Below are 18,849 nucleotides of genomic sequence, written 5' to 3'. Positions count from 1 at the left end.
CCATTCTCCGGTCGATTTCGGTATCCCGTGCATCCCCCAGTTGTGGGTGAGGAGGCGGCGAATCGGAGGGGCAAGCTCCGCAAGTCCCCAACAATCCCATCCCTTCCCATCCATCCAACGAACTCCCCGAGTCCCCGCCAACCCAGCCTCCCTCCACTTCCCTCACCCCATCCGAAACGACAGCTTCCGGATCATCCCGCTCCCAAACGCGGTCTGCAGCCGCTGCAACACGTCCCGCCCCCGATAACGCACCAGCTCCGTCAGCCAAACGCTGCTGTCCACCGCCACCATCAGCGTCCCGTTCCGTAACGCCACCGGCTGGGCATGCGACGCCACATGGGGATCCATCAGCCGGTTCCAAACCTGCACGATCTCAGCCTCCGCCCGGCGCTGATCCAGTCGCAACCGCTCCAGCACCCCGGCCACCACCCCGTCCGCCCGACGTCCCCCATCCGCCCAGGCCCGCTCCGCCGAGGTCAGATCCACCCGCCGCCACGCCGCCAGCACCCGACGCCGGGCACTCTCCGCCTCCGATTCAAGAGGCAGCTTCCGAACTCGCGGGGGACTTCGACGCGGGATGTTCATCCAGGACCAGCACACCGTGCGGCGGCAGGTCGTAGGCTCCGCTGATCGTCGAGCCGGTCAAGAAATCATGCATCGGCTTCAGCAGGTGGATCCGGATCGGCGTCGGCTGATGGTTCAGCAGAAAATAAATCCGCGTTCCCTCCTTCGACCGCAGCCCCACCTCCACCCCGGGCGGCACCTTCAGCAGCGAATGCAGCCCGCACAGGTTCCGAAGCCAGTCCACCAGGTCAAAGTAGAACGCCTGGTGGCTCATCGTCCCCAGGTAGATCGCCCGCCCCAGCCCGAACGCATTCATCGTCATCGCCGGCCGCCCCGCATAGAAATCCTTCGCGTACGTCGCCAGAATCTGGCACTCCCGCGGCTCGATCACGTCCGCCCACACCCGCACCGGATGCTGGTGGCTGATGTGGAAATCCCCCTTCGAGTTCATGTAGTTGTCCGCATCCGCCGGCAGCGGATCGAACTCGGTCACCTCCATCCCGAACAGATCCGTCATCAACAGCGGGAACCCGGACCCCGCCGCGATGTGGGACTCGTCCACCAACCCCGTGTTGCAGGTCGCCAGCAGCGTCCCGCCGTTCTGCACGTACAGCTTCAAGAGATCCGTCTCCCCCGCCGCCAGCAGCCGCAGCGAGGGCGCAATCACCAGCTTGTACCGCGACAGATCCTCCGACGGCCGCGCGAAATCCACCTGGATGTTCCGGTCGTGCAGCGCCCTGTAAAACATCAGGGAATGCTCCCGCTGCTGGAACAACCGCGTCGGCTGCTGCGGCAGCTTCTGGCTCCACTCGTTCTCGTGACTGAACAGGATGCATACCTCCGGCGTCACCCGCGTCCCCTCGATCGCAGGACCCAGCAACCGCATCTCCTCCCCCACCTGCCCGATCTCCCGGTACACCCGGTTGTCCCCGCGCCCGTCGTGCGACAGCACCCCCCCGTAAAACTGCTCCGCCCCGATCCGCGGACGCCGCCAGAAGAAATAGAACACCCCGTTCGCCCCCCGCGAGATCGCCTGGTACGTGAACAACCGCACCACCCCCGGTCGCAGCACCGAGTTGATGTCCTGCCAGTTCACGTTCGCCGCCTTCTGCTCGATCACCCAGAAGCCGTCCTCCGCCCCCGGCACCCGTACCCCCTCCTTCTTCAGGCTCCGCATCATGTCGTGCTCGCACGCATGCTCCGCAAACTGGGTCTTCACCGTCGCAAAACTGTCCAGCGCCACGAAATCCAGCGCCTCCGCCATGTCGAAGTGATCGAAGTGCCGCGACAACGAACGCAGGTTCGTCGTCACCGGCCTCTCCGGCGTGAGCTGGCGCAGCAGCTCGCACTGCATCCGCACGAACGCCACGCACGAGTCCGAGGAAAACCGCATCCAGTCCAGCATCAACGCCGGATTGTGCACCGTCGGCGCCATCATCGGCATCGGCACCTGGCCCCAGTCCGTCACCACCTGGCTCCAAAACCTCAACCCCAGCCGCTCGTTCATCCTCTCCACCGTCCCGTACTTCGCCTTCAACCACAGATGCCAGTCGTGCTCCGTCTCCTCGTTGAACGAAAACTCCGTCCCGTGCCCCCCGATCCCGTTGTCCACCTGCCACGCCATCAACGCCGGATGCCCCCCCGCCGCCTCCGCCAGCCTCGCCACGATCGTCCGGCTGAAGTTCCAGTACAGGTCGCTGTTCAAACAGTACGCATGCCGCGTCCCCGGATGCAGCCGCAACCCCTGCTCGTTCACCGGCAGAATCTCCGGATGCTTCTTCGTCAACCACAACGGCGGCGCCGCCGTCGGCGTCCCCAATACCACCCGGATCCCCGCCGCCTGCATCAAATCCATCACCCGCACCATCCACCCGAAATCGTACTGCCCCTCCTCCGGCTCATACACACCCCAGCAGAATTCCCCCATCCGCACCGCATTCACCCCCGCCCTCAACATCAATTCCACATCCCGCCGCCACCGACCCTCCGGATCGTCCGAAGTTCCATCATAAGGGTACACCCAATGCTCAGGATGGTAATCGACACCAAACCACATAGATCCTCCGGGGTTCGTCCCGACGCTAGGCACTTCCCCCGTCAACGCAATGGAAAAGCCGCAGGACCCGACGGCCCGCCCCGGGGTCAGATCTCTGAATTTGACAAATTAGAGGCGCTGGAACGTCCGGGGCGATCCGATTTGTCAAATTCAGAGATCTGACCCCGATGGCCCCCTCCAGCGGAAAACTTGACCTCCCCCCTCCGCTTCCCTGATCACCGTCCACTCATGCGGCGTGCGAACCTTTCGTTCCTTTCGATCCGGGGACCCCTCCTCCGGCTCCCCGCCGCCCGCACACGCCTCGATGACCCGGTATGGACGCCGCGGATGGCCAGCTAGACCCGCGTCCCCGACCCCCGGGCTCCACCGAGGTCGCCTTCCGTCGTCATTCAGAAGGTTCCCTCGGACCGGCCAGCCGCCTCGCCGCAACGTTCCTCATCCTGATCCTCATCGGCACCGTCCTCCTCAGCCTCCCCGCGGCCCGCCTCCCCGGTCACGATCTCGACCGGGTGGACGCCCTCTTCATGGCCACTTCCGCCACCTGCCTCACAGGGCTCGCCTCCGTCAATGTGGCGGAATCCTTCACCCCCTTCGGCCAGTCCGTCCTCCTTGTCCTCATCCAGCTCGGCGGACTCGGCATCACCACCGCCGGCACGCTCTTCATCCTCTGGCGGCGGGGAGGCGGCTCCCTCGCCGGCGAGGACTTCATCGTCGCCAACGTCGGCCGCCTTCGCGAGGCCCGCCCCACCGATGTCTTCATCTACTCCTGCTTCGTCGTCCTGACCCTCGAACTCCTCGGTACCGTCACCCTGACCCACCTGCTCCTCAGCGGCGACTCCGAGGCCTCGTTCCGCGACGCCGTCTGGCAGGCCGCCTTCCACAGTGTCAGCGCCTTCTGCAATGCCGGCCTCACCCTCCACCCCGACGGACTCGTCCACTGGCGCCATCGGCCGGGAATTCTCCTCGTCATCAGCCTCCTCGTCTTCCTCGGCAGCATCGGACTGCTGACCCTCGTCAATTTCCGCTACTACTACCCCTGGCGCCGCGACCGACTCCAGCGCGGACGCCTCACCCTCCAAACCCGGCTCTGCATCGGCGTCTCCCTCGCCCTCCTCCTCCTCGGCACAATCCTCACCCTCCTCAGCGAATCCGACCAGACCCTCGAAGGCCAGCCCTGGCCCCAGGCCGTCCTCTGGTCCTTCGTCCACTCCACCATGACCCGCTCCGGCGGCTTCAACGTCGTGGACACCGGCGCCATGGCTCCCGAAACACTCCTCGGTTCCCTCGCCCTCATGTTCGTCGGCGGTGCCCCGGGTTCCATGGCCGGCGGTATCAAGGTAACCACCCTCGTCCTCCTCGCCGCCGTCGCCTGGGCCTCCCTCCGTCGCCGCTCCGACCTCGTCGTCGGTCGCCACACCATCCCTCCCGACCAGGCCGCCAATGCCGTCATGGTCACCCTCCTCAGCGCCCTCGCCGTCGTCCTCGCCGTCGGGCTCCTCATGAACATCGAATCCGCCCACGCCTCGCCGGAGAACCCCATCGACTGGCTCGCCATCGCCTTCGAGGCGGTCTCCGCCCTCGCCACCGTCGGACTCAGCACCGGCATCACCCCCGACCTCGCCCCCGCCAGCAAGGCCATTGTCGTCGTCCTCATGTTCGTTGGGCGCCTCGGTCCCCTTTGCCTCGCCATGCACCTCGCGCGCCCCGCCCATCCTCATCGCGTCACTTTCCCACGCGAGAACATCATCGTCGGCTGACCCCTCCCATGCCCGGAAAAACCGTCATCCTCGGCGCCGGCCGCTTCGGCGTCGAACTCGCCACCCGCCTCCACCAACTCGGCTGCGATGTCGTCCTCTGCGACAACGACCCCAAGCTGGTCCAGGACCTCGCCGATCAGGGCTTCCGTGCCGCCCGCCTCGACGCCGATGACGCCGGTGACCTCAAGGCCGCCGGCGTGCCCGATGCGGATGTTGTCGTGGTCGCCATCGGCGAAAACATGCAGGCCAGCGTCCTCGCCACCATGACCCTCAAGGAATTGGGCGTCCCCCGCGTCATCGCCCGCGCCACCACCGACAAACACGCCGAAATCCTCCGCCGCCTCGGGGCCGACAAAGTCATCGCTCCCGATCATGAGGCCGCCCGCCGCCTGGCCGAGGAACTCCACGCCCGCACCACCGAACAGCGCCTGCCCTTTCACGGCGAATACCAGCTCGCCCGCGTCCGCCTTGGCGATCCCCTCCCCGGACCCACCCTCGCCGACGCCGAACTCGAAGACCGCCACCACGTCACCCCCGTCCTCATCGTCCGCCACCACCCCGATCGCGAAACGCCCGAGGAGAAACTTCCCGCCCCCAGGGAAGACCTCCTCCCCGGCGACCTCCTCTTCATGGTCGGCCACAAGGAGGACATCAATGCCTTCGAAGAGAAATTCGGACGAAAGTCCGGGTGACCAGGAAGCCCGGGGTCGGATCTCTGAATTTGACAAATCGGAGACTCTGAATCGTCCAGGGTGGTCCGATTTGTCAAATTCAGAGATCTGACCCCGATGGCCACGCCCCTTCCCAATCTGCCCAGTCTCGTCCATGGTACCCCTCCATCGGTGTCCCCGGCGTATGAAGCTGCGTTTGCTCCCCCCCCTCCTCATGGCCTTCCTGTTCACGTCCTCCCCCGCCCACCCGGCCGGACCCCGCGATGCCCTCTGGCATTCCGTCGCCCAGGCCGTCGAACAAGGCCTGCCCCAAACCGCCCTCGAACGCCTCGCCCCGATCCTCGAAGGCGCCCGCGCCGACCAGGCCTGGGCCGAATGGACCAAGGCCGTCGGGCGCCGCATCGCCCTCGAAACCCAGATCCAGGGCCATCGCCCCGAGGAACGCATCACCCGCTTCCAACGGGCCTTCCATGACGCCCCCGCCCAGGTCCGCCCCGTCTTCCATGCTCTCCTCGGCCATGCCTATTGGGCGTATTTCCAACAGAACCGCTGGCGCGTCAGCGAACGCACCCCCACCACCACCGAACCCGGCGAGGACTTCCAAACCTGGGATCTCCCCCGGCTCTTCGCCGAAATCGACCGGCAGTTCACGCTCGCCCTCGCCGACGCCACCCCCCTCCAGGCCATCCCCATCGCCCAGTACAACGACCTGCTCGAACCCGGCACCGTCCCCGACCGCCACCGCCCCACCCTCTACGATTTTCTCGCCCACGAAGCCCTCGCCTTCTATGCCGCCGGGGAACAGGCAGGCACCCAACCGGCCGACGCCTTCACCCCCCGCGCCGCGGACCCGATTCTCTCCGATCTCGACGCCTTCCTCGCCTGGCGTCCCGCCACCCCCGACACCAACGCCGTCGCCTTCCGCGCCATCCGTCTCTACCAGGATCTCCTCCGCTTCCACCGCGGCGACGCCGAACCCTCCGCCCTGCTGGACGCCGACCTCGGCCGCCTTCGATACGCCGCCAACATCGCGGTCGGTCCGGACCTCGACACCCGCGCCCTGACCGCCCTCCGCGCCTTCGCCGAACGTCATCGCACCCACGAACTCTCCGCCGCGGCCCGCCACGATGCCGCCCGCCTCCTCCACCGGCTCGACCGACTCGCCGAAGCCCGCACCGAGGCGGTCCTCGGCCGCGACGCCTTCCCTGCCAGCCCCGGCGGTCAGCTCTGCGCCAACCTCATCCGCGAAATCGAGGCCCCGTCCGCCCAACTCCAGACCGAACGCGTCTGGAATGCCCCCTGGCCCACCCTCGATGTCACCCACAAAAACCTCGACCAACTCTGGTTCCGCCTCGTCCCCGCCGACTGGAATGCCGCCCCCTCCCCCCCCGAGGCCCTCGACCTCGACGCCCGCCGCGCGCTCCTCGCCCGGTCGCCCGCCCGCACCTGGTCACATCCCCTCCCCGCCACCCCCGAATACCAGGAGCGCCTCACCCGCCTCCCCGTCCCTGAGGACCTGCCGCACGGCTTTCACTACCTCCTCGCCAGCCGCCGCGCCGACTTCGCCGAGGAACAGAACGAAGTCACCTTCTCCGCCCTCTGGATCAGCGATCTCGCCGTCGTCCTCCGGTCCCGCGCCGGACGCTGGGAGGGACTCGTGCTCGAAGCCCGATCCGGTGAACCCGTCCCCGGCGCCACCATCGCCATCCGCTACCACGATGCCCGCGGACAACGCCGCTCATTCGCCAACCAGAACTCCGATGCCGACGGTGCCTTCGGCCTCGACCGCCCGGACCGTTCCCGGGCCTACACCTTCACCGTCACCCATCGCAACCGCACCGTCGGCCTGGCCGGGGACGCCTGGTGGCATTCCAATCTCATCGACTCCCACCCCACTCAACGCACCGTCTTCTTCACCGACCGCGCCCTCTACCGTCCGGGACAACTCCTCCAGTACAAAGGCGTCAGTTTCAGCTCCGACTCCGCCCGGCACCGCTACCAACCCCTCGCTGGACGCGAGGTCACCGTTCTCCTCCGTGACCTCAACGGACAGGAAATCGCCCGGGCCCGTCATCGTGCCAACGACTTCGGCTCGTTCCACGGCACCTTCACCACCCCCCGCGAAGGACCCACCGGCTACCTCCACCTCGTCGTCGAAGGCGAACCCGCCGGCGAAACCCATGTCCGCGTCGAGGAATACAAACGCCCCACCTTCCAGGTCCTCCTCGATCCCCCCGTCGCCGCCCCGCGCCTCCGCCAACCCGTCTCCGTCTCCGGCCGCGCCCTCGCCTACACCGGCGCCCCCGCGGACGGCGCCCAAGTGACCTGGCGCGTCACCCGACAGGTCCGCTTCCCGGGCTGGTTCATACCCTTCCGCGGCTGGCCCGACGTCGGTCAACCCCAGGAGATCGCCCAGGGCACCGCCGTCACCGCTCCCGACGGCTCCTTCGCGGTCGAGTTCCCCGCCCTCCCCGACGAATCCGTCGCCGAAACCAGCGAACCGGCCTTCCGTTTCCTCGTCCACGCCGACGTCACCGATCGCGCCGGCGAAACCCGTTCCGCCCAACGAACCGTCACCGCCGGCTACACCGCCCTCACCGCGGAACTTGATGCCGACGCCTGGCAGACAGCCCAAGCCCCAGTCGTCCTCCGCATTGCCACCCGCACCCTCGACGGCGATCCCGCCGCCGCCGAGGGCACCGTCCGCATTCACCGCCTCAACCCGCCCCCACGTGTGGTCCGGCCCCCGCTCGATCGCCGTCATCCCGGCCTGCCCGAGCCCATGGACTTCGATGACGACGCGGACAACCAACCCGCCGACACCCCCGACGCCGCCAATCCGAACCAATGGCCGCTGGGCGGGGAACTCGCCCGGTTCGCCTTCCGCACCGACGCCCAGGGCACCGCCGCGCCCCCCTACAACGCTGCCCCCGGCGCCTACCGCGCCCTCCTCGAAACCCGCGACCGCTTCGACCGCCCGGTCACCGCACGCCACACCTTCATCGTCCTCGATCCCGACGCCCCGCGCTTCCCCCTCCCCATCCCCAGCCACCTCGCCGCCCCTTCCTGGAGCATCGAGGCGGGAGACCCCTTCGTCGCCGTCTGGGGCACAGGCTACGAATCCGGCCGCGCCTTCGTCGAGATCGAACGCGACCATCGCCTCGTCGAGCGCTTCTGGACCCAACCCGGTCGCACCCAACAGCGTCTCCAACGGGCAGTCCCGCCCGACTGGCGCGGCGGCTTCACCCTGCACCTCACCTACGTCCGCGAAAACCGCGCCTACACCGAAGCCCGCCGCATCGAGGTCCCGTGGTCCGACAAGGAATTCGATCTCTCCTGGGAAACCTTCCGCTCCCAACTCGAACCCGGCACCGACGAAACCTGGACCCTCAAGATCCAGCCCCGCCGCCCTTCCCCCAATGCCCCCGCCGTCCCTCCCCGCGACGCCGCCGCCGAACTGGTCGCCACCCTTTACGACGCCTCCCTCGACGCCTTCGCTCCCTTCCACTGGCGGTCCCGCCTCTTCGAGTTCCCCACCGACCACTCCACCGCCTCCTCCACCTTCGCCAATCAACCGGCGTCCCTTCAGCACCTCCGAGGCGCCTTTGACCTCGGCCTCGTCGCCGTCCATCTCACCTACCGCCGCTTCCCTGACGACCTGATCGGCTCCCCCCTCCACGGCAGACTTCGTCTCGTTCGTGGCGCCGGACTGCGCGGCGGCGGCTTTGGCGGCGGCGCCATCGACTCCCTCGCGTTGGGCATGCCCGTAACCCAGGAATCCGGCATGAGTCCCATGCTCATGGCCCGGGCCGCCGCGCCAGCCGCCGCGCCCACCGCGGTCGCCGATCTCGCCCCCCCCGAACCCGAAGCGCCCCCCGCCCCCTCACCCGCCACGGTCTCGCCCCGTCGCAACCTCCAGGAAACCGCCTTCTTCCTCCCCCACCTCCTCTCCGACTCCAACGGCGTCGTCCGCCTCACCTTCAAGATCCCCGAAGCCCTCACCGAATGGCGCTTCCTCGGTCTTGCCCACGACCGGCAGCTCCGCTCCGGCCACCTCGAAGCCCGGACCGTGACCGCCCGCGACCTCATGGTCCGCCCCAACCCGCCCCGCTTCCTCCGCGAGGGCGATGTCCTCGAGTTCTCCACACGCGTCGTCAACCGCTCGGACACCCGTCAGCAGGGCCGCGTCCGGCTTTCCCTCGCCTTCGCCCTCGACGACTCCCCCGCCGACGAGGCGCTCGCCAACGACCAGCCGGAACAGGACTTCGACATTCCCCCCAACGAATCCCGCGCCTTCGCCTGGCGCCTCCGCGTCCCCGACGGCTGCGGCTTCCTCACCTACCGTGTCACCGCCGCCGCCGGTCGCGTCACCGACGGCGAAGAAGGCGCCCTCCCGGTCCTCTCCCGCCGAATCTTCCTCACCGAGTCCCTCCCGCTCCCCATCCGCGGACCCGGCACCCACACCTTCGACTTCGCCAGCCTCCGCGAATCCGCCGCCTCCCCCTCCCTCCGGCATCAGGCCCTCACCGTCCAGATGGTCTCCAACCCCGCCTGGTACGCCGTCCTCGCCCTCCCCTACCTCATGGAGTTCCCCCACGAATGCGCCGAACAGGTCTTCAACCGGCTCTATGCCAATGCCCTGGCCCGCCATATCGCCAACCGCGACCCGCGCATCCGCACCGTCTTCGACCAGTGGCGCGCCACCCCCGCCCTCGACAGCCCTCTCGAACGTCACCCCGATCTGAATGCCATCGCCCTCGCCGAAACCCCCTGGCTCCGCGACGCCAGGAACCAGTCCGAAGCCCGTCGCCGCATCGGCATTCTCTTCGAAGACGCCCGCCTCCAGCACGAAACCGAACGCGCCCTCGCCCAGCTCGAGGAAGCCCAGCTTGCCGATGGTGCCTGGTCCTGGTTCCCCGGCGGCTCCCGCGACCCCTTCATCTCCCTCTACATCGTCGCCGGCTTCGGACGCCTCCGTCACCTCGGCATCGAACTTCCCCCAGACCTCGCCCTGGCCGCCATCCCCGCCCTCGACGACGCCATGCACCAACGCTGGCGCCGGCTCCGCGACCAGAACCAGCTCGAACGTCCCAACCTCGATCCCCAGGTCGCCCTCTACCTCTACGCCCGCGCCTTCTTCCTCGCCGACCGCCCCGTCGCCGACATCCATCGCGAATCCTTCGACTACTGGCTCACCCAGGCCCGCACCCACTGGCTCCAACTCCCCCATCGCCAGTCCCGCGCCCATCTCGCCCTCGCCTTCCATCGCCTCGATCCCGACCTCGCCCCCGGCCTCGCCGATCTCGCCCGCCACATCGTCCGGTCCCTCCGCGAACATGCCGTCCGTTCCCAGGAACTCGGCATGTTCTGGCGCGACGACGAACGCGCCGCCTCCTGGTTCCGCGCCCCCATCGAAACCCAGGCCCTCATGATCGAGGCCTTCGACGAAATCGCCGCCGACCGCGACGCCGTCGAGGACCTCCAGGTCTGGCTCCTCAAGCAGAAACAGACCCAGAACTGGAAAACCACCAAGGCCACCGCCGACGCCACCTACGCCATCCTCCTCCGCGGCGCCGATCTTCTCGCCTCCACCCGCCTCGTCGAGGTCTCCCTCGGCGGACAACCCATCCAGCCCGGCGCCTCCGTCCCCACCCCCAACTCCCCTGCGCCGTCCCGACCCGAACCCGGCACCGGCTTCTACGAAGTCCGCCTCCCCGCCGCCGACATCGCCCCCGCCCTCGCCGCCATCCGCGTCTCCAAGTCCGATCCCGGCATCGCCTGGGGCGCCGCCCACTGGCAGTACTTCGAAGACGTGGACCGCGTCCGTCCCCACCAGGACGGCCCGCTCCAGCTTACCAAGTCCCTCTTCACCCGCGCCAACACCCCTGCCGGTCCGCGTCTCGATCCCGTTCGCGGCCCCGTCCGCGTCGGCGACGAACTCATCGTCCGCGTCGAACTCCGCGCCGACCGCGACTTCGAATACGTCCACCTCAAGGATCAGCGCGGCAGCGGCACCGAACCCGTCAACGTCCTTTCCGGACACCGCTTCCAGGACGGACTCGGCTACTACGAAAGCACCCGCGACACCGCCTCCCACTTCTTCATCTCCTATCTTCCCAAGGGCACCTACGTCTTCGAGTACCCCGTCCGCGTCCAGCATCGCGGCCGGTACCCCACCGGCATCGCCACGGTTCAATGCATGTACGCCCCTGAATTCAACAGCCACTCCGCCAGCCTCGAACTCCTCGTCGAGTAACCCCCCTCGCGTACTCGTCCTCAGCCCGAAGAGCCCGAAGGGCGGTACTCCCACGCGAAACTCGACGGGCCCGCCGGACGACCCTCCCCAAACCGCACGGGCCCTCCCCACACGCATTCAGCTCCCCGGAGAGTCCACCCCTCCCATGGAAAACGGCCCTTCACGGGTGCCAGAATCGAAATCGGGACCGGGATCGGGATCGGGATGGGAATCGGGTTTGTCTCCTTCCATCCCGTGGAATCGGAGAAAACCCGAAGGGTTTCCCTGAAGGTGCGCCATGCCCCGCACGAGGGCACCGCGGAATCTCGCGCCGCGGCCGTGCTGATCAAGAAACCCAAACCTTGGCCGGGGGTCGAACCTGGCTCATCGCGTTCGCCCCCCGGAAATGGCCCGCCAAGAAAGAAAGTAGGATTTCACCCCCAGAGAGAGGGCAGGGGCGTCGCATCCCATATAATACGCCCGGCAAACTACTATTGACCAAGGTCATCAAAACGCCTGGCAGCTTCTTGTTGACCCGGCAGGGTATTGTTGACGATCCGGGATCAGGTCATCCCCAGTGGTCCCATCGGATTGCTGGGGGTATGGGGCCATCTGGCGTCAACACTACTCTACTATGCCTGACTTTTAGTTGATGCGGTTACTCGGAGGGGGTATCGGGTAGAAACGCAGTGTCAACAATGGTATGCCTGACGTGTAGTTTTCCTGATGTGTAATTCTCCATTCCCAGATGCTCGCTACGGATTCGAGTTCGCCGGGTTTAACGCGACCCCCAAGCCCAGATCCGGCGAAACCCTCCTTTTGACATTCACCTCCTTCCTTCCCTCCCGCCCGCCCCCGCCTAATCTCTCCCCATGACCCAAGGCAACCCGCGGCTCGCGAACGACCCATCCCAACCCCGAAACTCCCACCCCCTTCCCGCTTCCCTCTTTGCCCTTGCCACGTCCCTCGTTGCCCTTCCCGCCTTCCTCCCGCCCCTCGGCGCAGCCACCCCGGCCACCGCCGCCGCCCAATCCCTCACGCTCGATTTCCAGCCCCCCCACTGGCTCGTCATCCATGCCCCCCACGTACCTGGCCGCGAAATCCGCATCAACCACCTCGAAGCCTACTGCCGCAATCACTCCACTGACGCCGATTGGGTCCGCCACACCGTCATCCCCCACCGCGTCGAACGCCTCGAACTCAGCGACGACCGGCGCCAACTCCGCCTCCGTGACACCCTCGCCGACGGTGTCATCGTCGAACACACCATCACCGCCGGCCCCAACGAGGTGGACTTCCGCCTCACCGCCCGCAATCCCACCGACACCCGCTCCGAAGCCCACTGGGCCCAGCCCTGCGTCCGGCTCGGCGACTTCACCGGGTTCCCCGACCGCGGAGGCGACCTCGAAGACTACCTCCCCAAATGCTTCATCTTCCTCAACGGCCAGCTCACCCGCCTCCCCGACGTCCGTCCCTGGGCCACCCACGCCCGCTACGTCCCTGGCCAGGTCTGGTGCCCTACCGGCGTCCCCCGCACCGACATCAACCCCCGACCCCTCAGCCCCCTCGTCCCCGACCACGGCCTCATCGGCGCCTTCAGTTCCGACGAGCAATGGATCTTCGCCACCGCCTGGGAACCCTGGCAGGAACTCTTCCAGGGCGTCGCCCGCTGTCTCCACTCCGACTTCCGCCTCGGCGGACTTCTCCCCGGCCAATCCCTCGACGTCCGCGGCAAAATCTACCTCGTCCCCAACAATGTCCCCGCCCTCCTCGCCCGCTACGCCGCCGACTTCCCCGAACATCGCGTGTCCCCCTTCGCCGCCCGCGGCCTCACCACCCTCTCCGATCCCGCCATCCCCTACACCGTCCCCGACCGCCCCTATACCATCCTCCGCCGTGCCGATATCGAAGCCGTGATCGTGGACAACCGCGCCGTCGATGACGAAATCCTCCCCGGCCACGCTGCCGGCTACCATGGCGTCGCCTCCCTCCGCCACACCCGCCAGCCCCGGAACCTCTTCGTCCCCGCCTACTCCGGCCTCAACTTCGAGCACATCCACGACGGCACCGTCCAGCCCCTCGACATTCTCTTCGAACCGCGGCGCGCCCCCATGCAACTCCGCGTCCTTGGCCCCCACACTGCCGAACTCCACCAGCCCCCCACCCCCTTCTGGGGACTCGAAAGCGCCATGCGCTATCACCTCCTCGAAGACGGCACCCTCGAACTCACCTTCGAGTGCATCCCCCGACGCGACACCTTCCGCAACGGCTACCTCGGCCTCTTCTGGGCCAGTTACATCCACCTCCCCGAATCCCTCGACATCCACTTCCGCGGCGCCCCCTCCGAACATCCCATGCTCGCCGGCTGGCAACGCGGCGTCACCCCCGCCCACGGCACCCTTGCCACCCATCGCGGCCTCGCCGATCCCCGCGACTTCCCCCACCACCCTGACTTCCCCCTCACCCTTCCCTTTGGCTTCTCCAACCTCCGCTACGCCGAACCCTGGTACTACGGCATCTCCCGCGGCATGGCCTTCCTCCAGATGTTCCGCCCCGAAGACCGCGTCTGGATCACCCAGTCCCCGTCGGGCGGCGGACGCGGCTGCCCAGCCTGGGACTTCCAGTGGTTCATCCCCCAACCCCGCATTGGCCAGCTCTACCGCCTCACCATGCGCGCCGCCTACCTCCCCCTCGACCGCCCCGACGACCCCGAAGCCATCCACGAACAGATCCTGCGTACCGTCCTCACCCGCCGCCCGCTCTCCTCCCCCCTCCCCTGAACACCGGCCATCGTCAACCTCCATGGCGCACGGTGCATCCCGGAGTTGTGGGTGAGGAGGCAGCGAGCAACCCCCTGCGATCCAGGGCGACGCTCTGTGAAGAAACCCAATATCTCCGCCCGACAATCAGGAGTCCGAGGCTGGCCGACGGATTCTCCGCGCCTCGACAACCCCCGGCAGTGAGGATCACGACACCCTGGCTCTTCATTGCCTGCGCAATCCAACCTGCGGCGCGCGCGTGATCCGCATGATCCGCCCACCCCCAAGCCACGAGCAGATTGACGCCGACGAGATACCTCATGGGAACTCCGCCACCATGCTGCGGACGGACTCCGTCGTCAGGGGGGCGAGATCGGGCGCGGGCGCGAAGATCGAGGCTCCCGTGTAGGCGCACCGGACGCGGCCAATCGGCTGTGCCCGATCAACAGGCGGTTGTGCCTGTCGTCGCAGGTATTCCGCGACGGTCAACTTCTGGCGCCGGGCCAGGGCACGGATGTGCCGCGCCTCTTCGGCCGTGACCTTGAACGTGAGCGTCGGCATGCGTAATGCCGTATTACCCGAACGAGCCTGCCGTCAATGAGGTGGTACCGCCAGATCTCCCCGGCGCCAACCGCTTCCATGGCGACGCCCATTCAGGCTCATCATCCCGCGGCCGCGGGATCCTGGCATTACAGCGACTCGTGCGGAGGGCCAGCACGCATCCTCTCGCGAGGCGGGTGTGAGAGGGGCTTCTGTTTCACCGGGCTTGGGAGAGACTCATCTCGGCCACGCGCCTGCCGACCTGGGCGGCAGTCCTCAGGCCGAGTTCGTCCTGTGCGACACTGTCGTTCGTGGAGAGGAGTGTGGCACCCTGAAAGGCGGGTGCGTGGCCGCCCACCGGGACCATGCCAAAACAGAGGAGGATGGCCTGGACCTCCTGAATCGTCAGTTCCTGCCCGCCATTACGGAAGGCTCCGACCGTCACAACGCCGAAGGGCTTGTCGGCGAGGATCATCACCGGCTCACGCAACGGCGCGAGACGCTCCAGGAAGCACTTGGCGAGCCCGCTCAACGACCGGAAGTAGCAGGGCGAGCCGAGGATCAGGCCGGCGAGTGCTGGATCGCGGAACTTCGGCAGCAGGGGCGCCATGTCGTCCACCGGCGTCTGAGGCGACCAGGGAGCGATTGAAAGTCCGCCCAGGTCGATCAACTCGGTCTCGATGCGGGGCGAAACCGCCTTGGCGGCATCGAGGGCGGCTTGGACTGCCTTGGCGGTGGTCATGCCCTTGCGCGGACTGCACGAGACGCCCAACAGCTTCAGCGGAGATCCGCTGGGGGCGTCCGCTCCAAGGACCGATGTTGCGGTTGTCGCTAGGGCGGCGGCGCCGGTGGCGGTGAGGAACTCGCGGCGAGCGACGGGATCGTTCATGGAATCAGGTGGTTGGGGGTTGGGATTGGGAGTGGAATCAAGGCGAAGTGCGGACAAGCCAGATGCCGGCCATCCAACCCAGGACCCGGAGTTCCCTGCGCCAAGAGGCAGGGAGGCTGAGCGAGGCCGCGTTCATGAATGAAAGCAGACAAGCTATTTAGCTCATGCGCGAATCTTAGGGGTGGAAAAGGGTCATCGGCTGCCCCCGTTGGATTTCACGTCCCGGACGCACTGAAAGAACTTCATCACGCAGGGCGTCATCAGGCGGTAGAAGACCTGGGTGCCGCGTTTGTCGTCATCGACGATACCGGCGTTCTTCAGGATCGAGAGCTGACGCGAGACGGTGGGCATTTCCGACCCGACCATCCCGGCCAGTTCGCAGACGCAGCGCTCGCCGCGAGAAAGTTCATCGACGATCACACGGGACCTTCAGGCCTGTGGCTTCCGTCCCGTGATATTCGCCGAGGCCACGAAGTCGCCGGTGTTCTGACCCGGGATCCATTCGCTGATGAATTCCCGGCTCGCGGCCTTGACGTCCACCCGGACCCCGACGAAACCGGCTGCGGCCAGCATGGCCTCCAGTTCGGCAGGTGATGCGGCGCCTGCAACGCAGCCGGTATAGGCCGCCATGTCGGTCTTCAGCGCGGACGGGATGGGTTGGAGTGCGACGATGTCGGAGAGGGCGAGGCGTCCGCCGGGTTTGAGCACTCGAAATGCCTCCCGATAGACCCGGGCCTTGTCCGGGGACAGGTTGACGACGCAGTTCGACAGGATGAGATCGGCGACACCATCCGCGACGGGGAGGGCCTCGATCTCGCCCAGGCGGAACTCGACGTTCACGGAACCGCCCTTTTCGGCATTGGCCCGGGCTTTGCTGATCATGTCGGGCGTCATGTCCACGCCCAGGACCCGCCCCTGGTCTCCGACCCGGCGGGCGGCCAGAAAGCAGTCGAATCCCGCACCGCTGCCGAGGTCCACGACCGTTTCACCGGGTTGGATCGAGGCGATGGCGGTGGGATTGCCACAACCGAGCCCGAGTTCGGAACCTTCCGGGACGCTGGCGAGATCCTCCGCGGAATAGCCCAGGGTCATGGCCTTGGTGGCGGCGAGATGACCCCCGCCGGGCGTGCAGCAGGACGGGGCACAGCCACAACCCCGTTGGTCCTCGCGGGCGATTTCGCCATAGCGCGCACGGACCTGCTGGCGGATGCCATCGTGTTGGGTCGGGGTGGTTTCAGTCGTCGTATTCATGTTCGTGGTCTCCTGGTTTCCAATGTTCACACGAGAGGACGGACCGGCGCGGAAATGGACGCAGACTTTTCGTCGCAGCCGACGGGGTCGGAGTTCTGGCACGCGCATGCGCCTCGCGGTTCGACCCCCAGGACCTTGCCGTAGCGGTCCGTTTCCCAGTGGCAGCATCGTTCCATTTCCTTCCGCAGCATGGCCCGCCCCCGCTGAACCCTGGACTTCGCGGCCGAAACGGAGAGCCCGAGACGGCGGGCCAGTTCCACCTGGGACAAACCCTCCAATTCGATCGACTGAATGGCCTCGCGATAGAGGGGCGGCAGACGGTCCACGACCGACCGGACATAGCTTCGCAACTCCAAATTGAGGGCTTCGTCCTCTGCGGACGGCGTCGGGTCCGCGACAGCGAGCCAAGGTCCATGCGCCGTCTCTTCGAACTCCTCGATCTCCCGGCTCTTTCGGAAGTGATCGGCGATGGTGTTTCGAGCGATCTGCAGGACCCACGCCTCAAGTCGATCCCGGCGTCGCAAGGTCTGGAGGCGCGTCTCGACCCGCAGAAGCGTCTCCTGGGCAAGATCGTCGGCCAGCGACGAATCCCGGACTCTGGAGCCGATGAACGCCCGGAGAGTCTGGCGCAGCCGCGGCATCGGATCGGCGGCTGCGACGCCAGGGTGATCGAGGTCCGGTGGCATGGAGGGCATGGGGGCGTTCAGGCGGGCACGGCCCGGTTGTACCAACGGCGGGAGTCGTTGCACATGCGGCACACCGACAACATCACCGGCACCTCCACAAGGACGCCCACGACGGTCGCCAGGGCCGCTGGGGATCCGGGTCCGAAGATCGTGATGGCGACAGCCACCGCAAGTTCGAAGAAGTTGCTGGCCCCGATCAGGGCCCCCGGAGAGGCCACGTTGTGGGGCACTTTGAACCAACGCATGAGCAGGTAGGTCAGGCCCGAGTTGAAGTACACCTGGAGCAGGATCGGAACCGCGAGAAGCAGCACCGCGAACCATTGGGTGGTCAGGTTCTCGGCCTGGAAGGCGAAGATGAGCACCAGCGTGGCCAGGAGGGCGACGATGGTTACCGGTTGAAAGCGCGGCAGGAAGGACTTCTCGAACCACTCCGCCCCGTGGGACTTCAAGAGCGCGCTGCGGGTGATCCAGCCGGCGGCCAGCGGGATGACAATGAACACCACGACCGAGGTGATGAGCACATTCGACGGCACGACGACCTGCGCAACCCCGCACAGAAACATCACAATGGGCGCGAACGCCACCAGCATGATGATGTCGTTGACCGCCACCTGGACCAGCGTGTAGGCGGGATCCCCATCGGTGAGGTAACTCCACACGAAGACCATCGCCGTGCAGGGTGCCGCAGCGAGGATGATCAGGCCGGCGGTGTAGTGGCGCGCGGTTTCCGCATCGATCCACTGGGCGAACAGGGTCTGGATGAACACCCAGGCCAGGAACGCCATGCTGAACGGCTTGATTAGCCAGTTCACGAACAGGGTGACCAGGAGTCCCTTCGGCCGGCGGGCGATGCCGCCAATGGAGCCAAAGTCCACCTTGAGCATCATCGGGTAGATCATCAGCCAGATCAGGATCGCGATGGGGACATTGACCTGCGAACCCTGGCCGAACTCCATCCGACTGAGGCTGGCGGTCCATCCGGGAGCCAGTTTGCCCAGCAGAACCCCGACGATCATGCAGAGGAACACCCACAGCGTCAGGTAGCGCTCGAAGAAGGCGAGGCGTTTGCGCCGCGGTCGGGTGGTCGGGGAGCCCTGGGCCATTGGGGAAGTCATGATGGAATCGGGAGGTTGGCGAACCGGGAAGCATCCCCGTAAACCGACGAATCCCGGCCCGGACTCGGCGATGGACCGCCATCGGTTCCCCTCCATCGGGGAGGTGCCTGGTCAGCTTCGGGGAATCCTCGCTGCCGACATCCATGACCCGCGTCGGCGAGCGCATCGGTGACGTTCATGAACTCGGGCATCGGCGGGCCACAATATTTCGTTCTGACGCGAAATATAGAAACACCCGACGCCAGCGCCGTCAATGTTCCGGTTTGGAATGCGCCATGGGACCTGCATCGCAGATGCGCCTCCCCCGATGTGCCTCGGGCGCGCCG

The 18,849-nt window shown here is 66.9% G+C and carries 12 protein-coding genes; 4 read left to right on the top strand and 8 right to left on the bottom strand.

From position 1 onward, the window contains the following. Positions 1-162: 162 nt before the first annotated feature. Together KF833_11620 and KF833_11615 are read right to left on the bottom strand one after the other, a co-directional pair. Positions 163-585 (bottom strand): DUF721 domain-containing protein, encoded by a 423-nt coding sequence (locus KF833_11620; protein MBX3745945.1) that lies wholly within the window; start codon positions 583-585, stop codon positions 163-165. Further along, a complete protein-coding gene (locus KF833_11615; protein MBX3745944.1) occupies positions 536-2,620 on the bottom strand; it encodes a beta-galactosidase in 2,085 nt (694 codons plus the stop codon). The genes KF833_11620 and KF833_11615 overlap by 50 nt, the downstream gene beginning before the upstream one ends. A gap of 314 nt (positions 2,621-2,934) precedes the next feature. Between KF833_11615 and KF833_11610 the strand changes: the two genes are divergently transcribed. The 4 genes from KF833_11610 to KF833_11595 all read left to right on the top strand — a co-directional run bounded on the left by KF833_11610 (position 2,935) and on the right by KF833_11595 (position 14,063). Next, positions 2,935-4,377 carry a hypothetical protein gene (locus KF833_11610; GenBank protein MBX3745943.1) on the top strand — a complete coding sequence of 481 codons (1,443 nt, stop codon included), beginning with the start codon at positions 2,935-2,937 and terminating at the stop codon, positions 4,375-4,377. A gap of 8 nt (positions 4,378-4,385) precedes the next feature. Then, complete coding sequence (locus KF833_11605; GenBank protein MBX3745942.1) at positions 4,386-5,069, top strand: TrkA family potassium uptake protein; 684 nt, start codon at positions 4,386-4,388, stop codon at positions 5,067-5,069. 193 nt (positions 5,070-5,262) lie between these two features. Next, positions 5,263-11,304, top strand: coding sequence for a hypothetical protein (locus KF833_11600; protein MBX3745941.1), 6,042 nt, complete (start codon positions 5,263-5,265; stop codon positions 11,302-11,304). An 851-nt stretch (positions 11,305-12,155) separates the two neighbouring features. Then, a complete protein-coding gene (locus KF833_11595; GenBank protein MBX3745940.1) occupies positions 12,156-14,063 on the top strand; it encodes a hypothetical protein in 1,908 nt (635 codons plus the stop codon). A gap of 297 nt (positions 14,064-14,360) precedes the next feature. Here KF833_11595 and KF833_11590 read toward each other — a convergent pair whose 3' ends face one another. The 6 genes from KF833_11590 to arsB form a co-directional block, all read right to left on the bottom strand. Further along, a complete protein-coding gene (locus KF833_11590) occupies positions 14,361-14,603 on the bottom strand; it encodes a hypothetical protein (GenBank protein ID MBX3745939.1) in 243 nt (80 codons plus the stop codon). Positions 14,604-14,799: 196 nt separating this feature from the next. Beyond that, positions 14,800-15,471 (bottom strand): flavodoxin family protein, encoded by a 672-nt coding sequence (locus KF833_11585; GenBank protein MBX3745938.1) that lies wholly within the window; start codon positions 15,469-15,471, stop codon positions 14,800-14,802. A gap of 192 nt (positions 15,472-15,663) precedes the next feature. After that, entirely contained in the window at positions 15,664-15,891 is a 228-nt protein-coding gene (locus tag KF833_11580; protein ID MBX3745937.1) for a helix-turn-helix transcriptional regulator, read from the bottom strand. 9 nt (positions 15,892-15,900) lie between these two features. Further along, positions 15,901-16,722 (bottom strand): arsenite methyltransferase, encoded by an 822-nt coding sequence (arsM, locus tag KF833_11575; GenBank protein ID MBX3745936.1) that lies wholly within the window; start codon positions 16,720-16,722, stop codon positions 15,901-15,903. Positions 16,723-16,748: 26 nt separating this feature from the next. Then, entirely contained in the window at positions 16,749-17,417 is a 669-nt protein-coding gene (locus tag KF833_11570; GenBank protein MBX3745935.1) for a sigma-70 family RNA polymerase sigma factor, read from the bottom strand. 8 nt (positions 17,418-17,425) lie between these two features. Beyond that, positions 17,426-18,511 (bottom strand): ACR3 family arsenite efflux transporter, encoded by a 1,086-nt coding sequence (gene arsB / locus KF833_11565; protein ID MBX3745934.1) that lies wholly within the window; start codon positions 18,509-18,511, stop codon positions 17,426-17,428. Positions 18,512-18,849: the final 338 nt, after the last annotated feature.

Source organism: Verrucomicrobiia bacterium (assembly GCA_019634625.1).
GTDB lineage: Bacteria > Verrucomicrobiota > Verrucomicrobiia > Limisphaerales > CAIMTB01 > CAIMTB01.
The sequence above is the reverse complement of the archived record's forward strand: the minus strand, read 5'-3'. Positions and strand labels throughout refer to the sequence as shown.

What these genes read in the sequence shown, in the direction of transcription:
- KF833_11605 (MBX3745942.1), top strand. Translation starts at nt 4,386, where the DNA reads ATGCCCGGAAAAACCGTCATCCTCGGCGCCGGCCGCTTCGGCGTCGAA.
- arsB (MBX3745934.1), bottom strand. Translation starts at nt 18,511, where the DNA reads ATGGCCCAGGGCTCCCCGACCACCCGACCGCGGCGCAAACGCCTCGCC.
- KF833_11620 (MBX3745945.1), bottom strand. Translation starts at nt 585, where the DNA reads ATGAACATCCCGCGTCGAAGTCCCCCGCGAGTTCGGAAGCTGCCTCTT.
- KF833_11585 (MBX3745938.1), bottom strand. Translation starts at nt 15,471, where the DNA reads ATGAACGATCCCGTCGCTCGCCGCGAGTTCCTCACCGCCACCGGCGCC.
- KF833_11610 (MBX3745943.1), top strand. Translation starts at nt 2,935, where the DNA reads ATGGACGCCGCGGATGGCCAGCTAGACCCGCGTCCCCGACCCCCGGGC.
- KF833_11595 (MBX3745940.1), top strand. Translation starts at nt 12,156, where the DNA reads ATGACCCAAGGCAACCCGCGGCTCGCGAACGACCCATCCCAACCCCGA.
- KF833_11570 (MBX3745935.1), bottom strand. Translation starts at nt 17,417, where the DNA reads ATGCCCTCCATGCCACCGGACCTCGATCACCCTGGCGTCGCAGCCGCC.
- KF833_11615 (MBX3745944.1), bottom strand. Translation starts at nt 2,620, where the DNA reads ATGTGGTTTGGTGTCGATTACCATCCTGAGCATTGGGTGTACCCTTAT.
- KF833_11600 (MBX3745941.1), top strand. Translation starts at nt 5,263, where the DNA reads ATGGCCTTCCTGTTCACGTCCTCCCCCGCCCACCCGGCCGGACCCCGC.
- arsM (MBX3745936.1), bottom strand. Translation starts at nt 16,722, where the DNA reads ATGAATACGACGACTGAAACCACCCCGACCCAACACGATGGCATCCGC.
- KF833_11590 (MBX3745939.1), bottom strand. Translation starts at nt 14,603, where the DNA reads ATGCCGACGCTCACGTTCAAGGTCACGGCCGAAGAGGCGCGGCACATC.